This is a genomic window from Mesorhizobium sp. (genome assembly GCF_024509055.1).
Taxonomy (GTDB): Bacteria; Pseudomonadota; Alphaproteobacteria; order Rhizobiales; family Rhizobiaceae; genus Mesorhizobium.
Genome location: NZ_JANINM010000349.1, coordinates 148 through 20,656, shown reverse-complemented (window position 1 = coordinate 20,656; position 20,509 = coordinate 148). Strand labels below are relative to the sequence as shown.

At 64.4% G+C, this 20,509-nt stretch carries 14 protein-coding genes and 1 pseudogene; 7 read left to right on the top strand and 8 right to left on the bottom strand.

What is annotated here, in order from left to right; genetic code table 11:
* A pseudogene (locus Q0L57_RS14745) lies at positions 1 to 3,204 on the top strand (kinesin); the annotation flags it as partial.
* A gap of 68 nt (positions 3,205 to 3,272) precedes the next feature.
* A complete protein-coding gene (locus tag Q0L57_RS14740; protein ID WP_296743768.1) occupies positions 3,273 to 3,644 on the top strand; it encodes an Imm1 family immunity protein in 372 nt (123 codons plus the stop codon).
* Between the two features lie 34 nt (positions 3,645 to 3,678).
* Here the strand turns inward: Q0L57_RS14740 and Q0L57_RS14735 are convergent, their stop codons facing one another.
* The 4 genes from Q0L57_RS14735 to Q0L57_RS14720 all read right to left on the bottom strand — a co-directional run bounded on the left by Q0L57_RS14735 (position 3,679) and on the right by Q0L57_RS14720 (position 7,750).
* On the bottom strand, positions 3,679 to 4,269 hold the full coding sequence (locus Q0L57_RS14735; protein WP_296743783.1) for an ABC-type transport auxiliary lipoprotein family protein: 591 nt from the start codon (positions 4,267 to 4,269) through the stop codon (positions 3,679 to 3,681).
* Between the two features lie 91 nt (positions 4,270 to 4,360).
* The gene (locus Q0L57_RS14730; protein WP_296743767.1) at positions 4,361 to 5,734 is read right to left on the bottom strand and encodes an MlaD family protein; all 1,374 of its coding nucleotides are present in this window, start codon (positions 5,732 to 5,734) and stop codon (positions 4,361 to 4,363) included.
* Positions 5,735 to 5,748: 14 nt separating this feature from the next.
* Positions 5,749 to 6,561, bottom strand: coding sequence for an ABC transporter ATP-binding protein (locus Q0L57_RS14725; protein WP_296743765.1), 813 nt, complete (start codon positions 6,559 to 6,561; stop codon positions 5,749 to 5,751).
* 1 nt (position 6,562) lies between these two features.
* Entirely contained in the window at positions 6,563 to 7,750 is a 1,188-nt protein-coding gene (locus Q0L57_RS14720) for an ABC transporter permease (RefSeq protein ID WP_296743763.1), read from the bottom strand.
* 77 nt (positions 7,751 to 7,827) lie between these two features.
* Between Q0L57_RS14720 and dgcA the strand changes: the two genes are divergently transcribed.
* Positions 7,828 to 8,808, top strand: a complete 981-nt coding sequence (gene dgcA, locus Q0L57_RS14715) for an N-acetyl-D-Glu racemase DgcA (protein WP_296743761.1) — start codon at positions 7,828 to 7,830, stop codon at positions 8,806 to 8,808.
* Here the strand turns inward: dgcA and Q0L57_RS14710 are convergent.
* Positions 8,779 to 9,993, bottom strand: a complete 1,215-nt coding sequence (locus tag Q0L57_RS14710; RefSeq protein ID WP_296743760.1) for an MFS transporter — start codon at positions 9,991 to 9,993, stop codon at positions 8,779 to 8,781. The genes dgcA and Q0L57_RS14710 overlap by 30 nt on opposite strands.
* Positions 9,994 to 10,139: 146 nt before the next feature.
* On the bottom strand, positions 10,140 to 10,964 hold the full coding sequence (locus Q0L57_RS14705) for a UDP-2,3-diacylglucosamine diphosphatase (protein WP_296743758.1): 825 nt from the start codon (positions 10,962 to 10,964) through the stop codon (positions 10,140 to 10,142).
* Between the two features lie 118 nt (positions 10,965 to 11,082).
* On the opposite strand from Q0L57_RS14705, the gene Q0L57_RS14700 reads away from it, so the two are divergent.
* On the top strand, positions 11,083 to 11,862 hold the full coding sequence (locus Q0L57_RS14700) for an SDR family oxidoreductase (RefSeq protein ID WP_296743757.1): 780 nt from the start codon (positions 11,083 to 11,085) through the stop codon (positions 11,860 to 11,862).
* A gap of 169 nt (positions 11,863 to 12,031) precedes the next feature.
* Positions 12,032 to 14,356 carry an NADP-dependent malic enzyme gene (locus tag Q0L57_RS14695; RefSeq protein ID WP_296743755.1) on the top strand — a complete coding sequence of 775 codons (2,325 nt, stop codon included), beginning with the start codon at positions 12,032 to 12,034 and terminating at the stop codon, positions 14,354 to 14,356.
* A gap of 5 nt (positions 14,357 to 14,361) precedes the next feature.
* Here the strand turns inward: Q0L57_RS14695 and Q0L57_RS14690 are convergent, their stop codons facing one another.
* Positions 14,362 to 14,982, bottom strand: a complete 621-nt coding sequence (locus Q0L57_RS14690) for a DUF1287 domain-containing protein (RefSeq protein WP_296743754.1) — start codon at positions 14,980 to 14,982, stop codon at positions 14,362 to 14,364.
* 195 nt (positions 14,983 to 15,177) lie between these two features.
* On the opposite strand from Q0L57_RS14690, the gene Q0L57_RS14685 reads away from it, so the two are divergent.
* Positions 15,178 to 16,398 (top strand): DUF2865 domain-containing protein, encoded by a 1,221-nt coding sequence (locus Q0L57_RS14685; protein ID WP_296743752.1) that lies wholly within the window; start codon positions 15,178 to 15,180, stop codon positions 16,396 to 16,398.
* On the opposite strand, the gene gltX is transcribed toward Q0L57_RS14685, so the two are convergent.
* The gene (gene gltX, locus Q0L57_RS14680; protein WP_296743750.1) at positions 16,316 to 17,689 is read right to left on the bottom strand and encodes a glutamate--tRNA ligase; all 1,374 of its coding nucleotides are present in this window, start codon (positions 17,687 to 17,689) and stop codon (positions 16,316 to 16,318) included. The genes Q0L57_RS14685 and gltX overlap by 83 nt on opposite strands.
* A 723-nt stretch (positions 17,690 to 18,412) precedes the next feature.
* On the opposite strand from gltX, the gene Q0L57_RS14675 reads away from it, so the two are divergent.
* A partial coding sequence (locus Q0L57_RS14675; protein WP_296743748.1) for an adenosylcobalamin-dependent ribonucleoside-diphosphate reductase occupies positions 18,413 to 20,509 on the top strand: 2,097 nt, incomplete at its 3' end.

Genomic DNA, 20,509 nt, shown 5'->3' with positions numbered 1-20,509 from the left:
GACATCGCCAAGCTGGCCGAAAGCCGCGCCGGCATCGACGGCCTGGTCGCCGGCCAGGTCGAGAAGCTCGCCGAGGGCCGCGATGTCCTCACGCGTGCTTTGGAGGCCGATCTCGCCAAGCTCGCCGAAAGCCGCGCCAGCATCGACGGGCTGGTCGCCGGCCAGGTCGAGAAGCTCGCCGAGGGCCGCGATATCCTCAAGCGCGCGCTCGAAGCCGACCTGCAGAAGCTGGCCGACAGCCGCTCCGAGGTGGACGGCATTATTTCCGGTCATGTCGGCAAGCTGTCCGAAGGCCGCGACATGCTGAGCCGCGCCCTGGAGGACGACCTCGCCAAGCTCACCGAGGCGCGCAAGGACGTCGATCGTTCGGTGTCCGGCCATATCGACCAGATCGCAGCCAGGAGCAGCGACATTTCGGCCGCCATCGCCGCCGATGTCGAGAAGATGGAGCAGGCCTTCAGCCGGCAGACCGGCATTATCGACGAGCGCGCCGGCACCATGGAACGCGCGCTGTCGACCGGTGTCGACAACGTCCGAGGCGTGCTTGAGAAGACCGCGGTCTTCGTTGCCAGCGCCCTGCGCGACAAGGTGATGGAAGTCACCAGCACCCTGCACGAGCAGGCCGGCGTCGCCTTCAGCGATGCAGACCGCAAGATCGCCGAGCGTGCCGAGCAGACTTCGGCGGCACTGCTTGCCAGGGCCGAGGACATCGCCAACGCCTTCGAGGCAGCGGACCGCCGCCTGCATGAGCGCGCCCAGGATACGTCCAGCATGCTCATGGCCCGCGCCGACGACGCGTCGAATTCGATGATGGCCCGTGCCGAGGAAACGGCCGATAAGTTGGCCGCCCGCGCCAGCGAAATCGCCGGCACCTTCGACACCGCGGACCAGAAGCTTGTCGCCCGCGCTGTTGAGACGGCGCAGTCTCTGGCGGCTCGTGCCGGCGACATCCTGCGCAACTTCGAGGGCGCGGACGAGCGGCTTAGCGTGCGCATCAGCGAATCGGCTGAAGCCTTGGCGGCCCGCGCGTCCGATCTCGGTCGCATCTTCGATACGGCCGACCAGCAGCTGATGTCGCGTATCGCCGAGGGCTCGGAAGCGCTTTCCGCCCGCGCGGGCGAAATCAGCCGCATCTTCGATGATGCCGACAACCGGCTGGTGTCCCGCATCGCCTCGAGCACCTCGACCATCGGCGATCATGCCGACACGATCGTCGGCGCTTTTGCCGCCACCGAGCAGCGCGTTGCCGACCGTGCCCGTCAGACCGGCCAGGAACTCGCCGTCCATGCCCGCGAGATCGAGCAGGCGCTGGCCGGCGCCGACGAACGGCTGGCCTCGAGCGCAGCCGCCGCGGCTGCCCGCGTCGAGGACCAGATGGCAAGCGTGGAGAACCGCCTCGCCTACACCGCCGAGACGATGGGCCAAAGACTGAACGAGCAGGTTTCCAGCGCCGAGGCACAGCTCATCTCGCGCGCCAACGTCATCGCGGAAACCTTCACGGCGGTTGGCCAGCATATCGGCCAGAGCACCAACGAAGCCGCCAAGACCATCGGCGCCAATACCCGCGAGCTCAACACCATGCTTGCGACGCGCTCCGCCGAGATGACGAAGATCCTCGACGAGACGGCCAGGCCGTTGGTCGAGCGCTTCGCCCAGGGTGGCTCCGAGCTGCAGAGGAGCATGGAAGAGGTCACCGAGCGGGCGACCGAGAAGCTGCGCAGCGAAAACGCCGCCCTCGTCAGCGCGCTCGCCAACCGCACGGCCGAGACGCTCTCGGCCGTCGAAGGCGCGCGCTCGTCGCTCGCCGACAGCGTTGCCGATCTCATCGGCCGCATGGGTGCATCGAGCACCCAGCTCGGCCAGCTGATCGAGCAGGCAGCGGTCAACCTCGGCCAGGTCGAGGACCGCCTCTCCGGCAGCACGCAGAGCTTCGCCACGACCACCGAGAAGGCGGCCCAGACCTTCGCCAGTTCGGCCCGTCTCGTCGATTCCAACACGACGCGGCTCACCGACCTGTCGTCGGCGACGTTGCGCGAGGTTGCCTCGATCGCGACCAAGTTCGACGAGCACAGCCGGCTGCTTTCCAGCGCCTCGAATTTGCTCAGCTCCGCGCAGAGCAATCTCGAGCACACGCTGGAACGGCAGTCTTCGCTGGAAGACCTCGCCGTCGGCCTGGTCAAGAAGTCGGAAGACCTCGAGAAGGTGATGCGTTCCTTCGAGAACCTCGTCGGCCAGACGATGCAGACCGCCGAGGGCCGGACGATGGAATCGGCCGAGAAGATCCGCGCCGCCATCACCGAGGTCGTCGATTCGGCAACGCGCCGCTTCGCCGACGCCACCGAAGAGATGCGTCGCACCGCCGGCTCCATCAAGAGCGAGCTCGACCTGACGCGCGCCGAGCTCAAGAAGGGCGTCATCGAGATGCCGGAAGAGGCCAAGGAATCGACCTCTGCCATCCGCCGCGCCGTCTCCGAGCAGATCAACGCGCTCAAGGAGCTGTCGGATATCGTTGCGAAATCCGGCCGCAGTGGCAGCAGCGACACTGGCGAGCCGCGCGGATTGCGCCCGACGCCGCAGGCGCCGGCACGCGCCGCCGAGCCGCTGCGTCGCCCACCGGCTCAGCCTGCCCCGCAGCCGCAGCCCAGGGCGCCGCAGGCGCCCCTCGGCGAGACGACGTTGCGCGGCACGCTGGATCTCGAACGGCCCGCCGAGGCGCCGCGTCGTGACCCGAACGGCCGCACGCAGCAGGGTGGCTGGGTGCGCGATCTCCTCACCAACGCATCGCGCGAGGAAGAACTGAAGCCGGCATCGCCGCCCGCGGAAGCGCCGCGCGCCGCGCCGGCCCAGCGCTCGCCCCTGCACGTCATGGAGTCGCTCAACTCGCTGTCCGTCGACATCGCGCGCGCCATCGACCATGACGCCTCGATCGAGCTGTGGAACCGGTATCGCCGCGGCGAGCGCGACGTGTTCACGCGCCGCCTCTACACGCTGAAGGGTCAGCAGACTTTCGACGAGATCCGCCGCAAGTATCAGGCAGAAGCGGAGTTCCGCGCCGCCGTCGACCGCTACTGCGACGATTTCGAGAAGCTGCTCAAGGATGTCGCGCGCAATGACCGCGACAACATCATGGCGCAGACCTACCTGACCTCGGACACCGGCAAGGTCTACACCATGCTGGCCCACGCCAGCGGCCGCCTGCAATGAACCTGGGGCTGATCCGCTGCGGAGACATCCTGTCCTCCGCAGCGGGCGGCAGTTCCTAGGCTGACGCGATGGGCATTACGTTTAACGGCATCGCCCAGTCAAACGAGGCACTTGAAGACTTTGCTTCATTGTTGGGTCGCTTCGACCTGGAGCAGAAGTTCGAGCTATGGATCTCGGCTTCGGGTGGTCAATCCATCTCCATGCTGCGAAACGGAAGCAATGCCTGGCTGATGTATTTGCGTTTCGAGGGCGATAGCGGTTCGGTCACAAAAGGCGCCCAAGACCACGACGCGACGTGCACGTACATGCTCGCAAATGGTCAAGTCGACGAATATCCGCTGCGGTGGTGCATTCCGATTGACCAATGTTACGAAGCAATCGCGCACTTCATCCGCACCAACGGCGGGCGGTACGATTTGGTGGCGTGGCAGGAATCTTGAAGGATGCCGAGCGCTTGCCCGCGCGCCTGGACCGTCAGATCACCGAATCCGTCCAGTGCACGATGTCCTTGGCGGCCTGGCCGAAGGCGCTGTCCAGGGCGCCGACGTAGGCGGCGTTGCCGCTGCCGGAAACCGGCGCGCTCGCCGTAAAGCTCTTGGAGGCGCGCACTTCGCCGTTGCGGTCGTTGAGGATGCGCACGAACAGGTCGACGTCGGCGTGCTCGCCACCGTTGACGTGCACTTCGAAGGACCGCACCTCGACGATGATCTGGTAGTCGATCGCCAGCCCCTCGCCCGGCTTGCCAACGCCTGCAAAGCTGCCGGAGCGCTGGAAGGTCTCGGCGAGCCTTGCCTGCACGATCAGCGGCAGGCGGTCGGCCCACTGCGCGCCCTTGAGGAACTGGATCGAGCGGTCCGAAGGCCGAATTACGATGTTCTGGCTGTCCAGCGCCTTGAGCGCCGCGGGTTGCGCGATCAGGATCTGGCGCCGGCTGTGGCCGCGCATCTCGACCGTCGGGGCCGAAAGCTCGAACGTATCGAGCGGCGCCGGCTTGCCTCCCAATGCCGCGCAGCCGGCGAGCGCGAACACGAGCGCCGCGGCGGCAACCGACTTCAATCCTCTCACCCTGCCCGAATTCACCCGCGATCCCCGTTGTCCCCGGATCTTACGATCAACCCGCTTATGCGGCTCATGTTCTTGGCTGCGGCGAACGAAGTCAACGCCGCACCCTGCCGTCAAACTGTTTCACCTCGCCGTCGCCGCCCGACAGGATCCGCTGTGGGTTGCGGCTGAGGTCGGTCACCGCCTCCTCGATGCGGTTGATCGAGCGGCGGCTGTCCTGCACAAGCGCCTCGACATTCTGCAGCCCGGAGCCCGAGAAGCGCGACAGGTTGTCGACGATGGTGCCGAGACGGGAATTCAACGTATCAGCGACCTGCTTGAACGACTTCAGCGTCTCCCTGGCATCGGCCATCACGCCATCGGCCTGGCCCGAGCCAAGCAGTTGGTCGACCTTGGCCAGGATACCGTCGACACGCACGGAAGCGTCGTTGAGGCGCTGCGCCAATTGCCTGGCGTCCTTGATCGTCTGGTCGATGTCGTCCGACCGGTTGGCGATCTTGTCGGTGACCTTGGCGATGTCGGCCGCCGCCTTGTCGGCACTCTCGCTTGCCTTCTGGATGTTGGCGAGCGCAGTGCGCACCTCGGTCGGATCGATGCCGTCCAGCACTCCATTGACCTTGGCCAGCGTGCCTTGCGTCTGCTTGGCGAAGTCGTTGATCGAACCGACCGCCGTGTTGACGTTGTTGATGACGGTGTCGAACTGCTTGCTGGTTTCCTTGAGATTGGCGGTCACTGTGTCGACGTTGGCGACGATGCTCTTGATCTGGTCCTTGTCGACAGAGTTGAGCAGGCCCTCGGCCGCCTTCAGCGTGCTGTCGAGCCTGCCGGAAACAGCTTTCAGCTGGTCCGAAAGCGAGCTCACGGCGGACAGGAACTTGTCGATGCCGTCGGAATTCTTGGCCAGCGCGTCGGAGAAGGTTTCGACGTTCTTGACCGTCTGCGTCAACGGACCGCGAACATCCTTGGTGAAGCCCTCCAGCTCGGTGAGAACCTTGTCGGCGCGGGTGAAGATATTCTGCGCCGTCTGCAAAAGATTGGTCACGGCAGACGGATTGGCAATGATCTCCGCAACCTTGCCTTCCTTTTCCGCCTGATCGAGCAGCTTCACTTCCTTGGGATCGGCGCCCTTGAGCTCGATATTGGCCTGCCCGGTGAGGCCGGCGAGCCCGATATCGGCCTGCGTGGACTTGGTGATCGGCGTCTTGCGGTCGATCTCGGTGTCGGCGATGGCCACCGTCGGGTTATCGACATCGATATAGACGCGCTTGACGTCGCCCACCTTGACGCCGTTGAAGAGCACAAAGCTGCCGCGGCCGAGGCCTGAGGCGGAGCCCGGAATGCGCACGCGCAAAAGCGTCGTCTCGCCCCGGTCGCCGATTGCTGCGGTCCAATAGACGAAGGCGAAGGCCGCTAGGATCGCGACCAACGTGAAGATGCCGACAATTACGTAGTTGGCTCTGGTTTCCATTGCTCCACTTATGGCTATGCGCGCGCCGCAAGATCAAGTTGGCGGGCGCGTTTTCCGCGGAAATAGGATTTCACCCAGGGCTCCTCGCTCTTGAGCATGTCGTCGATCGTGCCTTCGACCAGCACTTTCTTCCTGCCGAGCACCGCGACGTGGTCGCAGGCGGTGAACAGCGTGTCGAGATCGTGGGTAACCATGTAGACGGTCAGGTCCATGGTGTCGCGCAGCTTGACGACAAGTTCGTCGAATTCGGCCGCGCTGATGGGATCGAGGCCGGAGGTCGGCTCGTCGAGAAAAACAATGTCGGGGTCGAGCGCAAGCGCGCGGGCCAGCGCCGCGCGCTTGATCATGCCGCCGGAAAGCTCGGACGGGAATTTCTGCGCCGCGTCGGGCGGCAGGCCCACCAGCTCGACCTTCAGCATGGCGAGTTCGTCCATCAGCTTCTTCGGCAGGTCGAGATATTCGCGCATCGGCACCTGGACGTTCTCCAGCACCGTCAGCGCCGAAAACAGCGCGCCATGCTGGAAGAGAACGCCAAGGCGCATGTCGACGCGCAGGCGCTCGGCATCGCTTGCCTTGTCGACGTCGACGCCGAACAGTTTGATCATGCCCGATTGCTTGGGCATGAGCCCGAGGATGGTGCGCAGCAGCACCGACTTGCCGGCGCCGGAGGCGCCGACGAAACCCAGAATCTCGCCGCGCTTGATGTCGAGCGAAAGCTTGTCGAGGATAAGCTTGTCTTCGATGGCAACGGTGACGTCGCGCACCGAGAGCACGATCTCGCCCTCGTTCGCGTCCCCGATACCGTTCGTGCCGTTGCCGTTTGCCATCTCAGAACTGGATCGCTGCGTAGAACATGGCGAAAAGCCCGTCGAGGATGATGACGACGAAGATCGACTTCACCACCGAGGCGGTCACGTGCTGGCCGAGCGATTCGGCGCTGCCGCCGACCTTCATGCCCTCGACGGAAGCGATCGTGCCGATGATCATGGCCATGAATGGCGCCTTGATCAGCCCGGCGAAGATGGTGCTGAGATCGATGGCGACGCGCAGCCTGTCGATGAAGGCCGCGGGCGGGATATCTGAGTAGAGCCAAGCCGCGACGATGCCGCCGCCAAGGGCTGCGAAATTGGCGATGATGGTGAGGCAGGGTAGCGCGATCACCAGCGCCACGAGCCGCGGAAAGACGAGCACGCCGATGGGATTGAGCCCGATCACCTTCAGCGCGTCCACTTCCTCGCGCATCTTCATCGAGCCGATCTCGGCGGTGATCGCGCTGCCTGAGCGGCCGGCGATCATGATGGCGGTCATCAGCACGCCGAGCTCGCGCAGGATCAGCACGCCGACGAGGTCGACGACGAAGATGTCGGCGCCGAAATAGCTCAGCTGATAGGCGCCCTGCTGGGCAACGATGGCGCCAACGATGGCCGACATCAGCACCACCACGGGGATGGCGCCGACACCCATGCGGTCGATCTGGTTGAAGATCGCCGCCGGATTGACGGCATGGCCGCGGCCGAGCTTCATCTGCGCGCCGCGGATGGTCGCGCCAAGGATATTCATCGAGGCCAGGAAATCGTCGCGCATCTCGTAGACGCGCCGGCCGACAGCCTCCAGTGCGCGGAGCACGATGTTGGGCGGCCCCGCCGGTGCTGATTCCGGCTCGCGGCGGACAGCATCGCCGACGGCACCGAGCAGGATCGAGGCGATCTCGCTCTGTCCCTGTATCTGAACCTCGACGCCCTGCTTTTCGAAGTTGCTGGCAAGGCGATCGATCAGCCAGGCGCCGGCCGTGTCCATCTTCTCGATCTGGGAAAGGTCGAGCATCAACGTCTTTACGCCGTTGCGCTTCTCGATCTTGCGCATCTCGGCATCGATAGACGCGACCGTCCGGGTCGTCCAGACGCCTGAAAAGGCGCAGACCAGCACGCCGTCCTCCTCGCCCACGGCGACGCGCGGCTGGTGATTGGTGTCACCGGCGGGCGGGCGGCTTGCGTCGCGTTTGCGGATGGTCAACATGGCGTCCTGTTTAGCGTGACGGGACTGGTGTGTCGATTTGCCGACGGACCGGTGTCGCACAGCCGGAGAAGAAAATTATGGCGCGTGTCATTTCGGTCGAGGCGGAGCGATTCCCGATCGCTGGCACCTTCACGATCTCGCGCGGCTCGAAAACCGAGGCCGAAGTCATCACGGTGACGATCAGCGAGAGCGGCCGAGCCGGGCGTGGCGAATGCGTTCCCTACAAGCGCTACGGCGAGACCATGGACAGCGTGCACGCCGCGATCGAGGCCGTGCGCGAAAGCATTGTCGGTGGTATCGACCGAACCGCCCTGCTCGGGGCCATGCCCGCCGGCGCGGCGCGTAACGCCATCGACTGCGCGCTCTGGGATCTGGAGGCCAAGCTTTCCGGCACAGCGGTCGCCGACGTCATCGGCGCGCGGCCGGAGGCGCTGGAAACCGCCTACACGCTATCGCTTGGCGAGCCCGAGGCGATGGCCGCGCAGGCGCGCGCCAATGCCGGGCGCCCCCTGCTCAAGGTCAAGATCGGCGGCGACAACGACGCGGCGAGGATCCGCGCCGTGACCGAGGCTGCCCCGCGAAGCCGCTTCATCCTCGATGCCAACGAAGGCTGGACCGATGAGAATATCGAGGCGAACCTGGCCTTTGCCGCTCGGCACGGCGTTGCGCTCATCGAACAGCCATTGCCGGCCGGCCGTGACGAAATCCTGCGCCGGATCGCCCATCCGGTGCCGATCTGCGCGGACGAAAGCGTGCATGAGACCAGGGACCTCGAGTCGCTGATCGGGCTCTACGACGCCGTCAACATCAAGCTCGACAAGTCGGGCGGACTGACCGAAGCGCTGAAACTTCGCGATCGCGCCCAGGAACTGGGCTTCGCCATCATGGTCGGCTGCATGGTCGGCACGTCGCTGGCGATGGCGCCGGCTGTGCTGCTTGCGCAGGACGCGGATTTCGTCGACCTCGACGGCCCGTTGCTGCTTGCCCGCGACCGCGAGCCCGGCCTCGTCTACCAAGGTTCGATGGTCTCACCCCCTGAGCGGACGCTGTGGGGCTGAGCGCGCGGCGAGCCCGATCAGCACGAGGCCGACGATGGCGATCGGGATCATCGCCAGGAAGCCGTCGACGCCGAAGCGGTCGTAGAGAGGGCCGGAAGCGAGCGTCACCGCCGCCATGAAGAAGCCGTTGAAGAAGTAGGCGATGCCTTGCGCGGCGCCCGTGCGCTCCTCGGACACCGTCTCGCCGATCATCTTCTGCAGGCCGATCAGCACCATCGCCACCGAAACGGAATGCAGCGACTGCACGAGGAAGAACCCTGCGACGCCAAGCCCGAGCGGCCAGACCAGTGGAAAAACGATCCAGCGCACGATCGAGCCTATGCCGGCGATCACCATCACCCTGACGACGGGAACCGAAGCGAAGATGCGGTTGAAGAACACGAACATGCAGACCTCGGACACCACGCCCCAGGCCCATAGGAGCCCGACGACGGAATCGCTGATGCCGATCGACTTCCAGTAGATCGACACGAAACCGTAGAGAAAGGCATGGCTGGCGGTGATGATCCCGACGCCGAGGGTGAAATAGAGGAAATAGGCGTTGAAAAGGCTCGGCGCCGAATGCTGGATCTCGGTGGCCGAGAGCGGCGACGCCTTGCGTGGCCGCCCCATGCGCGGCGCCAGCAACCCGGCGGCAAGCGCGACGGCGAGCGCGATGAAGATGATCACCGGAACGGCTCGAGGGCCGGTGGCCGTCAGGATAAAGCCGCCGACCACATTGGCGCAGAGATAGGAGATCGAACCCCATTTGCGCATCGCGGTGTAGTTCGAACCGAAACGGCGAACGCCGGACAGCGCAAGCGAATCGGCCAGCGGCGAGTGCGGCGTCCAGAAGATGGTGAGCACCAGCGACACGGCCAGCACGACCGCATAGGTGGCCGGCAGGAAGTAACCGGCTGAAATGATCGTCGATGCCGCGACCAGGACGATGTAGACGTTGGCGCGGTCCTTGGCCCGGTCGGCAAGCGCCGTCAGCATCGGCGTCGTCACGACGCGCAGGAACATCGGCGCCGCCAGGATGACGGCGATCTGCTCGGCATGAAAGCCCTTGGCCTGCAGCCAGAGCGGGAAATAGGGCAGATGAGTGCCGAGCGAGACGAACAATGTCGCGAAGATCAGGCTCATGCGCAGTTCGAAATGGCTCGGCTTGACGAGCTGTTCGGGTGAAAGCGGCGGCAGCGACATGAATCGATCCAATTACGCCGCATTCGATGGCCTGCAGCGCGTTTCGATCCCTAACATGAGGCAAGGCCAGGCGGAACTGCCTGGACCAATCGATCAGAGGTAAAGCTGTTGAAGACCCGGGCTCGAATGGCTCGCGGGCCGTCCGCCTAGGCGGCCGCCCTGCCCTTGAGATCGATGATATCGATCGGAACCAGGGCATCCTGGCCGGCCGGCGCCTCGGGCAGCACATGCGCCCAGGTCAAGATCTCCATGCGGCCGTCGAAATGCTCGACCACCGCGGTGCAGCTTTCCACCCAGTCGCCGGTGTTGATGTACTGCACATCGCCATAGCTTTCGATCGCGGCGTGGTGGATGTGGCCGCAAATCACGCCGTCAACATGCGAGCGTCGGGCTTCCTCGGATAGCACCGTCTGGAACGAGCCGATGAAGTTCACCGCCTTCTTCACCTTGACCTTGGCCCAGGACGAGAACGACCAGTAAGGCAGGCCGAGCAGCTGGCGCAGCCGCGTCACGACGCGGTTGACGATCATGGCGGCGTCATAGGCATGGTCGCCGAGATAGGCCAGCCAGCGCTGATTATGCACCACGGTGTCGAACTGGTCGCCATGGATCACCAGCAGGCGCCTGCCGTCGGCGGTCTCGTGGATGGCGCGGTCGGCAACGACGATGCCGCCGAAATGCACGCCCTGGAACTGGCGGGCGAATTCGTCGTGGTTGCCGGCGATGTAGGTGATGTTGGCGCCCTTGCGCGCCTTACGTAGCAGTTTCTGCACGACGTCGTTGTGGCTCTGCGGCCAATGCCAGCTGCGCCGCAGGCGCCAGCCGTCGACGATATCGCCGACCAGATAGATGATATCGGCGTCGTGGTAGCGCAGGAAATCGATCAGGAAGTCGGCCTTGGCCGCCTTCGAGCCTAGATGCACGTCGGAAATGAACAGCGCGCGGAAAGTGCGGGGCTCTGGGCCTGACATCGCGATTTCACCTTTGCTTTCGCGTGCCTATGCCCCGATTCATGCAACAACCGTATGACGGTTGCGGTTGGTCCAGCCCAGGCGCTAGCTTGCCGGCCTCGAAAAAGGAGAAATCACCATGGATCTGGGCATTCGCGGAAAAAAGGCCATCGTCTGCGCTTCAAGCAAGGGACTGGGCCGCGGCTGCGCGATGGCGCTGGCCGAAGCCGGCGTCGATCTTGTCGTCAACGGCCGTAACGCCGAACTGCTGGCAAAGACCGCTGCGGAGATCCGCGAGAAGTTCGGCGTCAAGGTGATCGAGGTCGCCGGCGATGTTTCAAATCCGGATGTGCAGAAGGCAATCCTCGCCGCCTGTCCCGATCCGGACATCCTGGTCAACAACAATGGCGGTCCGCCCTATCGCGACTTCCGCGAACTCGACCGCGCTAAGATCCTCGATGGCGTGACGAACAACATGGTGACCCCGATCGAGCTCATCCAGGCAGTGATCGACGGCATGGCCAGACGCGGCTTCGGCCGCATCGTCAACATCACCTCGCTGTCGGTCTATGTTCCGATCCCCGGTCTCGACCTGTCGTCCGGAGCGCGAGCCGGCCTAACCTCGTTCCTCGCCGGGGTGGCGCGCACAGTCATCGACCGGAACGTCACCATCAACAGCCTGTTGCCCGGCAAGCTCGACACCGACCGGCTGCGCGGCCCGCATGAAGCCGGCACGCCCGAAGAGCCGGCGGCCGCCGCCGAGCGCAAGGCCCGTATGGGCGCTGACGTGCCGGCAAAGCGCCTCGGCACGCCGGAGGAATTCGGCCAGATCTGCGCCTTCCTCTGCTCGGTCCATGCCGGCTACCTCACCGGGCAGAACATTCCGGTCGACGGCGGGCTCTACGTGAGCGCGTTCTAAAGGCTGGCCCCGCAACTCTCGCCGAGGTCAGAGAGTATCGCTCCAAGAGGCTGAAATAGCTCGACTATTTCAGCCTTGGCAATGTGAACCTCGATATCGCGATTTGGCGTCGCGGAATCGTCGCCGCATGCTAAAAGGCTCGAAGGCAGCGAATTGAGGGAGGGCCGCGATGGACGGCGAGAGCAAGAAAACGGCCCGGTCGGACCTCGACGAGGCCGCGCTCTTCTTCCACAAGCACCCCACTCCGGGAAAGCTCGAGATCCAGGCGACCAAGCCGCTCGGCAACCAGCGAGATCTGGCGCTTGCCTATTCGCCGGGCGTCGCCGCTCCCTGCCTCGAGATCCGCGACGATCCGGCGACCGCCGCCGACTATACCGCGCGCGCCAATCTGGTCGGCGTCGTCTCCAACGGCTCGGCCGTGCTCGGCCTCGGCAATATCGGCCCGCTCGCCTCCAAGCCCGTCATGGAAGGCAAGGCGGTGCTGTTCAAGAAATTTGCCGGCATCGACGTCTTCGACATCGAGATCGACGCGCCCGAAATCGAGCGCATGGTCGAGACCGTGGCAGCGCTCGAGCCGACCTTCGGCGGCATCAACCTCGAGGATATCAAGGCGCCGGAGTGCTTCGAGGTCGAGGAGCGGCTGAAGGCCCGCATGCGCATTCCCGTCTTCCACGACGACCAGCACGGCACGGCGATCATCGTTGCCGCCGCCGTGCTCAACGGGCTGGAACTGGCGGGCAAGGCGATTTCCGATATCAAGATCGTCACCTCAGGCGCCGGCGCTGCTGCGCTTGCCTGCCTGAACCTGCTCGTCTCTCTGGGTGCCATGGTCGAAAACATCTGGGTCACCGACCGTTTCGGCGTCGCCCACAAGGGCCGCGTCGAGGAGATGGACCGTTGGAAAGACCCGTATGTGAAGGACACGGAGGCCCGGACGCTGGCCGACGTGATCCCTGGCGCAGACGTCTTCCTCGGCCTGTCGGCCGCCGGCGTGCTGAAGCCGGAACTCCTGCAGCATATGGCAGCAAAGCCGCTGATCCTGGCTCTGGCCAATCCCAACCCAGAGATCATGCCGGAGGCGGCCCGCGCCGCCCGGCCCGATGCGATGATCTGCACCGGGCGCTCCGATTTTCCCAACCAAGTCAACAACGTATTGTGTTTTCCTTACATCTTCCGCGGCGCGCTGGACTGCGGCGCCAGCGCCATCAACGAAGAGATGAAGATGGCCGCGGTGCGCGCGATCGCTGCTCTCGCGCGCGAGGAGCCCTCCGATGTCGCGGCACGTGCCTATTCCGGCGAAACCCCGATCTTCGGTCCCGACTTCCTGATCCCCTCGCCGTTCGATCCGCGCCTCATCCTGCGCATCGCGCCGGCGGTGGCGAAGGCCGCCTGCGACACCGGCGTAGCGACGCGGCCTATCGCCGACTTCGCAGCCTATATCGACAAGCTCAACCGCTTCGTCTTCCGCTCCGGCCTGGTGATGAAGCCGGTGTTCTCCTCCGCCAAGGCCTCGAGCGCCAAGCGCGTCATCTATGCCGACGGCGAGGACGAGCGCGTGCTGCGCGCCGCGCAGGTGGTGCTGGAGGAAGGCATCGCCGAGCCGACGCTGATCGGACGCCCGCATGTCGTGGAAGTCCGGCTGAAGCGCTACGGGCTGCGCATCAAGCCGGGCGTCGATTTTGCTCTGATCAACCCCGAGGACGATCCGCGTTACCGCAATTATGTCGACCAGCTGATCGAGCTTGCCGGTCGGCGCGGTATCACGACCGAGGCCGCCCGCACCATGGTGCGCACCGACAACACCGTGATCGCGGCGCTCGCGCTGAAGCGCGGTGACGCGGATGCGATGATCTGCGGCCTCGAAGGGCGCTTCGAGCGGCATTTGCGCAACGTGAATTTGATCATCGGCGCGCGGCCCGGCATCAGAGACCGGGACCTGTCGACGCTGTCGATGCTGATTTCCCAGCGCGGCATCATCTTCCTCACCGACACCCATGTCACTGTCGACCCGACGGCGGAAGAGATCGCCGAGATGACAGTGCTGGCGGCGGAGGAAATTCAGCGCTTTGGCATCGAGCCCAAGGCCGCGCTGCTTTCGCATTCGGATTTCGGATCGCGCGATTCGACGAGCGCGCTGAAGATGCGCCAGGCTGCCGAAATTCTGGGACGCATCGCCCCCGAATTGCAATGCGACGGCGAGATGCATGCCGATACGGCGCTGTCGGAGCATTTGCGCCAGCGCGTCTATCCGCATTCGCGGCTGAAAGGCGAAGCCAATCTGCTGGTATTCCCGAATTTGGATTCCGCCAACATCACCCTGACGGCACTGCGCGCCATGATGGATGCGCTGCATGTCGGGCCGATCCTGCTCGGCACCGACAAGCCCGCGCATATCCTGACGACGTCGGTGACCTCGCGCGGCGTGGTCAACATGACCGCGCTTTCCGTAGTGGAGGCCGCCCACAAGGCGCAGGCGATCGCCAACCTGGATTGAGCCTCTCAGGCAGGCGCGAAGCGGAAATGGCCCGTCTGCCTGAAGGCGAACAGCGTGTCCTCCTCACGCGCGCCCTGGCCGATATTGTGGACGACCAGCGGCCTCTCTCGCGCTTCGGCCGAGCGATTGGACGAGACGACCGCAATGTGCGTCAGATTGCCGGGCAACATCTGGGTGACGAGATCGCCGGGCTGATAGTCGGCCGGATTCGCGCTGACGGGCAAGGCGGCGCCCCGTCGGCCGAAAAAGACAGCAAGGTTGGGCACGCGACGATGGTCTATGTTGCTGTCCGGCGCTTTCAGGCCCCAGGCCTTCGGATAGGCCGCGAAGTTCGCCGCCATGTCCTCATGCACCAGCTTTTGCAGGTCGAGCCTGAAGGCGTGCCGATAGGCGCGGATCACGACATCCGTGCACACGCCCCTATCCTGCGCGACGTCGCCGCCGGGATAAGCGAGGCGGACATAGGTTGGATCGTAGAGGGTGGTGACGCCGATCTGCCGACGAGCGGCGTCGACAAGTCTGGCTGTCCAATCCGATAAACCGCGCTGCTGCTTTGCCATGGCGGTCGGCATCGCCAGGCACAACAGACCGAATTGCAGGGCAGTCCGACGGGTCGCTTGGATCATGTCTGGCCCTCGCCTGTGGAATCGGGTCATTCTTTCGGGGCGAAAACGCCTCTTTTTGGGCGTTGGAGATGATCGGGTCGATCCGCTGAAACACCTGGGGTTGTTCTGAAGTTCCGACGGATCGGCTTTAGGCATACGCAGTCAGTTAACCATGACCGCATAGTGTCGGATTGGACAGGCAATCGGGGTTTCACAATGAACGGCGCGGGGTTGAAGCTGACCCACCTTGCGGCGCTGCTTGCAGCCCTTGCCACGTCGGCCGTCGCCGTGACGCAGCCACAGGCGGCTTCGCGAATGTGCCGCCAGCTCGAAGCGGAGCTTGCCGCCGCAAGCGGCGGTGGCGGCGGGCCGGGCCTGATCCGTAAATACGACGACGCCATCGCACGCCAGCGCGAGCAATTGGAGAAGGCCCGGGGCCGGGCTAGCGACGCCGGCTGCGGCTTCACGCTGTTTTCGCGCAACATCAGCCAATGCGCCGCGATCAATGCCTCGATCCAGCGCATGAACGCCAATCTCGACACCCTGCAGGCAAAGCGCGAGCACCTGGACGGCGGCGGTTCGCGGCGCGATCGCGGCCGCATCCTCGCGGCGCTCGACGCCAATGGTTGCGGCGATGAGCAGACCCTGCCGCGTCGCGCGCCTGTTCAGGAAGCCGCCCGCGACAATGGCGGCGGCAATCTGTTCGAACAGCTGTTCGGCACCGGCAACCGCGATATCGGCACGCTCGACGCGCCTGACCTGCCCGACGTTCCGCCGGACGACCCGAGCCAGCGCAACATCCGTCGCGTCATCAACCAGCCCGATGGCATGGACCTGCCGCGCTTGGGCGGCGAATTCCACACCGTATGCGTGCGCACCTGCGATGGTTATTTCTTCCCGATGTCGAACGCCGCTTCCATCGGCGATTTCGAGCGCGACCAGAAGAATTGCGAATCGAGTTGTCCAGGAACCGAAATGCAGGTTTTCTATTCGCGTGGCATGGAGGACGACGCGGGCGCGATGATCTCGTCGGCGACCGGCCGGCCTTACAGCGAGCTGCCGACCGCTTATCTCTACAAACGGGCCAATTTCTCTCGCCCGCCCGCTTGCGGCTGCAACGCCCAGGCCGGCAATTTCTCCATCATCGGCGGCAACCCGCCCAATCCCGAGCAGTCGCAGCCGGAAGCCGAGGCAAGGCCTTTCATTCCCGTGCCCGCTGGCAAGCCTGATCCCGGAGCAGACCCCGAGACGCTCGCCAATGCCCAGGGCGGGCTCGACCGCGAGGCGATCAGGCGTTTGACCACCAAGGCGCCGGCCTCGCCGGTCTCGGCGCTGCCGCCCGATCAGCGCAGGGTCAGGGTCGTCGGGCCATCGTTCCTTCCCGACCCATCAGCGGCAATAGATCTGCAAGCTCCGGCCCCGAAGACCGCCCAGTAAGGGCGAGCCTGAGCGGCATGAACAGCGGCTTACCCTTGCGGCCTGTCGCCTCCTTGATCTTGCCGGTCCAGTCCCTCCAGACAGTGCCGTTCCAAGGCTCCTCGGGCAGCAGGTCAAACGCCTGGTGCAGGAAATCGCGATCCTCTCCGGAAAATTCGGCGGATTCCTGCGGGCCGTCGCTCAGGATGCGCCACCAGACGACCGCGTCCGACAGGCGGTCGAGATTGCCGCGCACCACCATCCAGAACCGTTCGGCATTGTCGCCCGAAATGCCCAGCACCATCAACCGGTCGCGCGCTTCCTCGAACGGCATATGGTGCATCAGCGCACGGTTGAGCACGAAGAGCTCGTCCGGATCGAACTTGGCCGACGATTTGGATGTCGCGGCCGGGTCGAAATGGCTGGCAAGCTCGTTGAGATCGTGCGCCGCCGTGACGTTTTCCGAGGTTCCGACCAGGACGGCGAGCGATGCCACCGCCATCGGCTCGATGCCGTCTTCGCGCAGGCTTTCGATCGACAGCGCGCCGGTGCGCTTCGACAGCCCCTCGCCCGACACCGTGGTGAGCAGATTGTGATGGCCGAAGACGGGTGGCTCGGCACCGAGCGCCTTGAACAGCGCGATCTGCACGCCGGTGTTGGTGACATGGTCGTCGCCACGGATCACATGGGTGATGCCCATCTCGATATCGTCGACCACGGAAGGCAGCGTATACAGGTAGGTGCCATCCTCGCGGACCAGCACGGGGTCCGACAGCGAGGCGAGATCGACGGTTTCCTCGCCGCGCACCAGATCGTTCCAGTGCACCTCGGTGCGCTCCGGCTGCAGCGGATCCGAGGTGAAGTTCGGCAGCAGGAAGCGCCAGTGCGGCCGGCGCCCGTCCGATTCATATTCGGCCACTTGCTCCGGCGTCAGCGTCAGCGCCTCGCGGCCATAGACAGGCGGCAGGCCGCGCGTGCGGCGCACCTTGCGGCGAAGGTCGAGCTCCTCCGGCGTTTCGTAGCAGGCGTAGAGCACGCGGGCTGCCTTCAACCGTTCGACCGCGGCGTCGTAGATCTCGAAGCGCCGCGACTGATATTCGGTGGCATCTGGAAAGATGCCCAGCCAGTGCAGGTCATACAGGATGGAATCGGCGAACTCCTGCTTCGAGCGGGCAATGTCGGTGTCGTCGAAGCGTTGGATGAACCGGCCCTTGTTGTTCATGGCGAACAGCCAATTGAACAGCGCGGTGCGCGCATTGCCGATATGGATTCGGCCGGTCGGCGATGGGGCGAAACGGACGGTTACTGTCATGAGCGGGGCGTAGCGAATGCTTTCTGGGTTGACAAGACACGCCCCCGCGCAAGAGCAACAGATAGTGCAAGCCAGCTAAAATGAAAAGGCGTTCGTCCGGCATGGTTCGCGCGGTTTGGCGGAATCACCGTCAAGGGCCGGCAACCCAAGGCTTTTTGAACGGCCCTTCTGTCCCCGTTATCCACATATGTGACACACAACATGTTGGGGTCACAAAAGCTACAAAAACGAATCCTTGACGGGTCGGGACGAGTCGCTTTTTATAGGCCATGCGCTCTTGTTGCGAGCGTGACCGGAGAGTTCAGAGGCCGGTCTTTTTTCCCGGATTTTGTGCGTTCTGCCCACATTTCCGCCTGTTCACGAGGCTGGCGGAAGCGTTGGGATCGTTGGGGCTTGGGTGGGCGAAAGGGAGAATTGTCGGCCTGGAAAAAATGATCTGTTAACACTATATTTAGTGTTTACAGGCAGGCTAGACCCTAGATAGTGTGAACTTTCCCTCCTTCGAGGGAATCGACAAAAAGTTTCAGTTTTGAGGGACCCGTGGGTCGACCTGCAGCTTGGCCAATCGCCCGGTAAGGCGTTTGGCTGCCTGCATGGCGGCGCCCGCGACGAGGAGAGTGCCGGCATGCTTGCAATGCCGGCAAACGGCGGACTGTGCTTTTCACCTGGCAGGGCAGCAATCCCGGGGAAAAGCGCTATATATAGACAAAAGGGACCGGACCAATGCGCATCGAGCGTCGCTTCACCAAGCCAGAACAGTCGGCCTACGCGGAGATCGAATTCCGCAAGGCCCTGTCCGAGATCAAGAATCCCGACGGCTCGGTGGTGTTCCGTCTCGACAATATCGATGTGCCTGCCCAGTTCAGCCAGGTCGCGGCCGACATCCTGGCACAGAAATATTTCCGTAAGGCCGGTGTTCCCGCTCGTCTGAAGAAGGTCGAGGAGAACGATGTCCCCTCCTTCCTGTGGCGCTCGGTTGCCGACGAGGCCGAGCTTGCCAAGCTTCCCGAGGCTGAGCGCTATGGTTCGGAAACCGATGCCCGCCAGGTCTTCGACCGCCTGTCCGGCACCTGGACCTACTGGGGCTGGAAGGGCGGCTACTTTAAGTCGGAGGAAGACGCCCGCGCCTTCCGCGACGAGCTTGCCTATATGCTCGCCACCCAGCGCGTCGCGCCGAACTCGCCGCAGTGGTTCAACACCGGCCTGCACTGGGCCTACGGCATCGACGGCCCGAGCCAGGGCCACTTCTATGTCGACCCCTTCACCGGCAAGCTGACCAAGTCGAAATCCGCCTACGAGCATCCGCAGCCGCATGCCTGCTTCATCCAGAGCGTGCAGGACGATCTCGTCAACGAGGGCGGCATCATGGACCTGTGGGTGCGCGAGGCGCGCCTGTTCAAATACGGTTCCGGCACCGGCTCGAACTTCTCAATGCTGCGCGGCGAAGGCGAGAAGCTCTCCGGCGGCGGCCGCTCGTCCGGCCTGATGAGCTTCCTCAAGATCGGCGACCGCGCCGCCGGCGCCATCAAGTCGGGCGGCACGACACGCCGCGCCGCCAAGATGGTCATCGTCGACGCCGACCATCCCGATATCGAGGACTTCATCGACTGGAAGGTCAATGAGGAGCAGAAGGTCGCCTCGCTGGTGACCGGCTCGAAGATCGTCAAGAAGCATCTCGAAGCGATCATGAAGGCCTGCGTCAATTGCGAAGGCAATGGCGACGACTGCTTCGACCCTTCGCTGAACACGGCACTGAAGCGCGAGATCAAGGCGGCCAAGAAGGACGCCGTGCCGGAGAATTACATCTACCGCGTCATCCAGTTCGCTCGTCAGGGCTACACCTCGATGTCGTTCAAGACCTACGACACCGACTGGGATTCAGACGCCTACCTCACCGTCTCCGGCCAGAACTCCAACAACTCGGTGTCGCTGAAGGACAATTTCCTGCGCGCCGTCGAGGCCGATGGCGACTGGCAGCTCACCGCCCGCAAGGACGGCAAGGTGCTGAAGACGCTGAAGGCCCGCGACCTGTGGGAGAAGATCGGCTACGCCGCCTGGGCGTCGGCCGATCCGGGCCTGCACTTCAACACGACGATGAACGACTGGCACACCTGCGCTTCCGCCGGTGCGATCCGGGCCTCCAACCCGTGCTCGGAATACATGTTCCTCGACGACACGGCCTGCAACCTAGCCTCGATCAACCTCCTGCCCTACCGCAATGCGGACGGCACGATCGACATCGCCGCTTACGAGCACACCGTTCGCCTGTGGACCATCGTGCTCGAGGTCTCGGTGATGATGGCGCAGTTCCCGTCGAAGGAGATCGCCAAGCTCTCCTATGACTACCGCACCCTCGGCCTCGGCTACGCCAATATCGGCGGCCTGCTGATGACCTCCGGCATTCCCTATGACTCGGACGAGGGTCGCGCCATCTGCGCGGCGCTCACCGCCATCATGACCGGCGTCGCCTACTCGACCTCGGCCGAAATGGCCTCCGAGCTCGGCGCCTTCCCGGACTACGACCGCAACGCCCAGAACATGCTGCGCGTCATGCGCAACCATCGCCGCGCCGCCTATGGCGACAAGGACGGCTATGAGAAGCTCGCCGTGAACCCGGTGCCGCTGGTCGCTTCCGATCTGAAGCAGCAGGAACTGGCCGAGCACGCCCGCGCCGCCTGGGACCGCGCCATCGAGCTCGGCGAGGAGCATGGCTACCGCAACGCACAGGCGACCGTCATCGCGCCGACCGGCACGATCGGCCTGGTCATGGATTGCGACACCACCGGCATCGAGCCCGACTTCGCGCTGGTGAAGTTCAAG

What these genes read in the sequence shown, in the direction of transcription:
- Q0L57_RS14740 (WP_296743768.1), top strand. Translation starts at nt 3,273, where the DNA reads ATGGGCATTACGTTTAACGGCATCGCCCAGTCAAACGAGGCACTTGAA.
- Q0L57_RS14730 (WP_296743767.1), bottom strand. Translation starts at nt 5,734, where the DNA reads ATGGAAACCAGAGCCAACTACGTAATTGTCGGCATCTTCACGTTGGTC.
- Q0L57_RS14725 (WP_296743765.1), bottom strand. Translation starts at nt 6,561, where the DNA reads ATGGCAAACGGCAACGGCACGAACGGTATCGGGGACGCGAACGAGGGC.
- Q0L57_RS14720 (WP_296743763.1), bottom strand. Translation starts at nt 7,750, where the DNA reads ATGTTGACCATCCGCAAACGCGACGCAAGCCGCCCGCCCGCCGGTGAC.
- dgcA (WP_296743761.1), top strand. Translation starts at nt 7,828, where the DNA reads ATGGCGCGTGTCATTTCGGTCGAGGCGGAGCGATTCCCGATCGCTGGC.
- Q0L57_RS14710 (WP_296743760.1), bottom strand. Translation starts at nt 9,993, where the DNA reads ATGTCGCTGCCGCCGCTTTCACCCGAACAGCTCGTCAAGCCGAGCCAT.
- Q0L57_RS14705 (WP_296743758.1), bottom strand. Translation starts at nt 10,964, where the DNA reads ATGTCAGGCCCAGAGCCCCGCACTTTCCGCGCGCTGTTCATTTCCGAC.
- Q0L57_RS14700 (WP_296743757.1), top strand. Translation starts at nt 11,083, where the DNA reads ATGGATCTGGGCATTCGCGGAAAAAAGGCCATCGTCTGCGCTTCAAGC.
- Q0L57_RS14695 (WP_296743755.1), top strand. Translation starts at nt 12,032, where the DNA reads ATGGACGGCGAGAGCAAGAAAACGGCCCGGTCGGACCTCGACGAGGCC.
- Q0L57_RS14690 (WP_296743754.1), bottom strand. Translation starts at nt 14,982, where the DNA reads ATGATCCAAGCGACCCGTCGGACTGCCCTGCAATTCGGTCTGTTGTGC.
- Q0L57_RS14685 (WP_296743752.1), top strand. Translation starts at nt 15,178, where the DNA reads ATGAACGGCGCGGGGTTGAAGCTGACCCACCTTGCGGCGCTGCTTGCA.
- gltX (WP_296743750.1), bottom strand. Translation starts at nt 17,689, where the DNA reads ATGACAGTAACCGTCCGTTTCGCCCCATCGCCGACCGGCCGAATCCAT.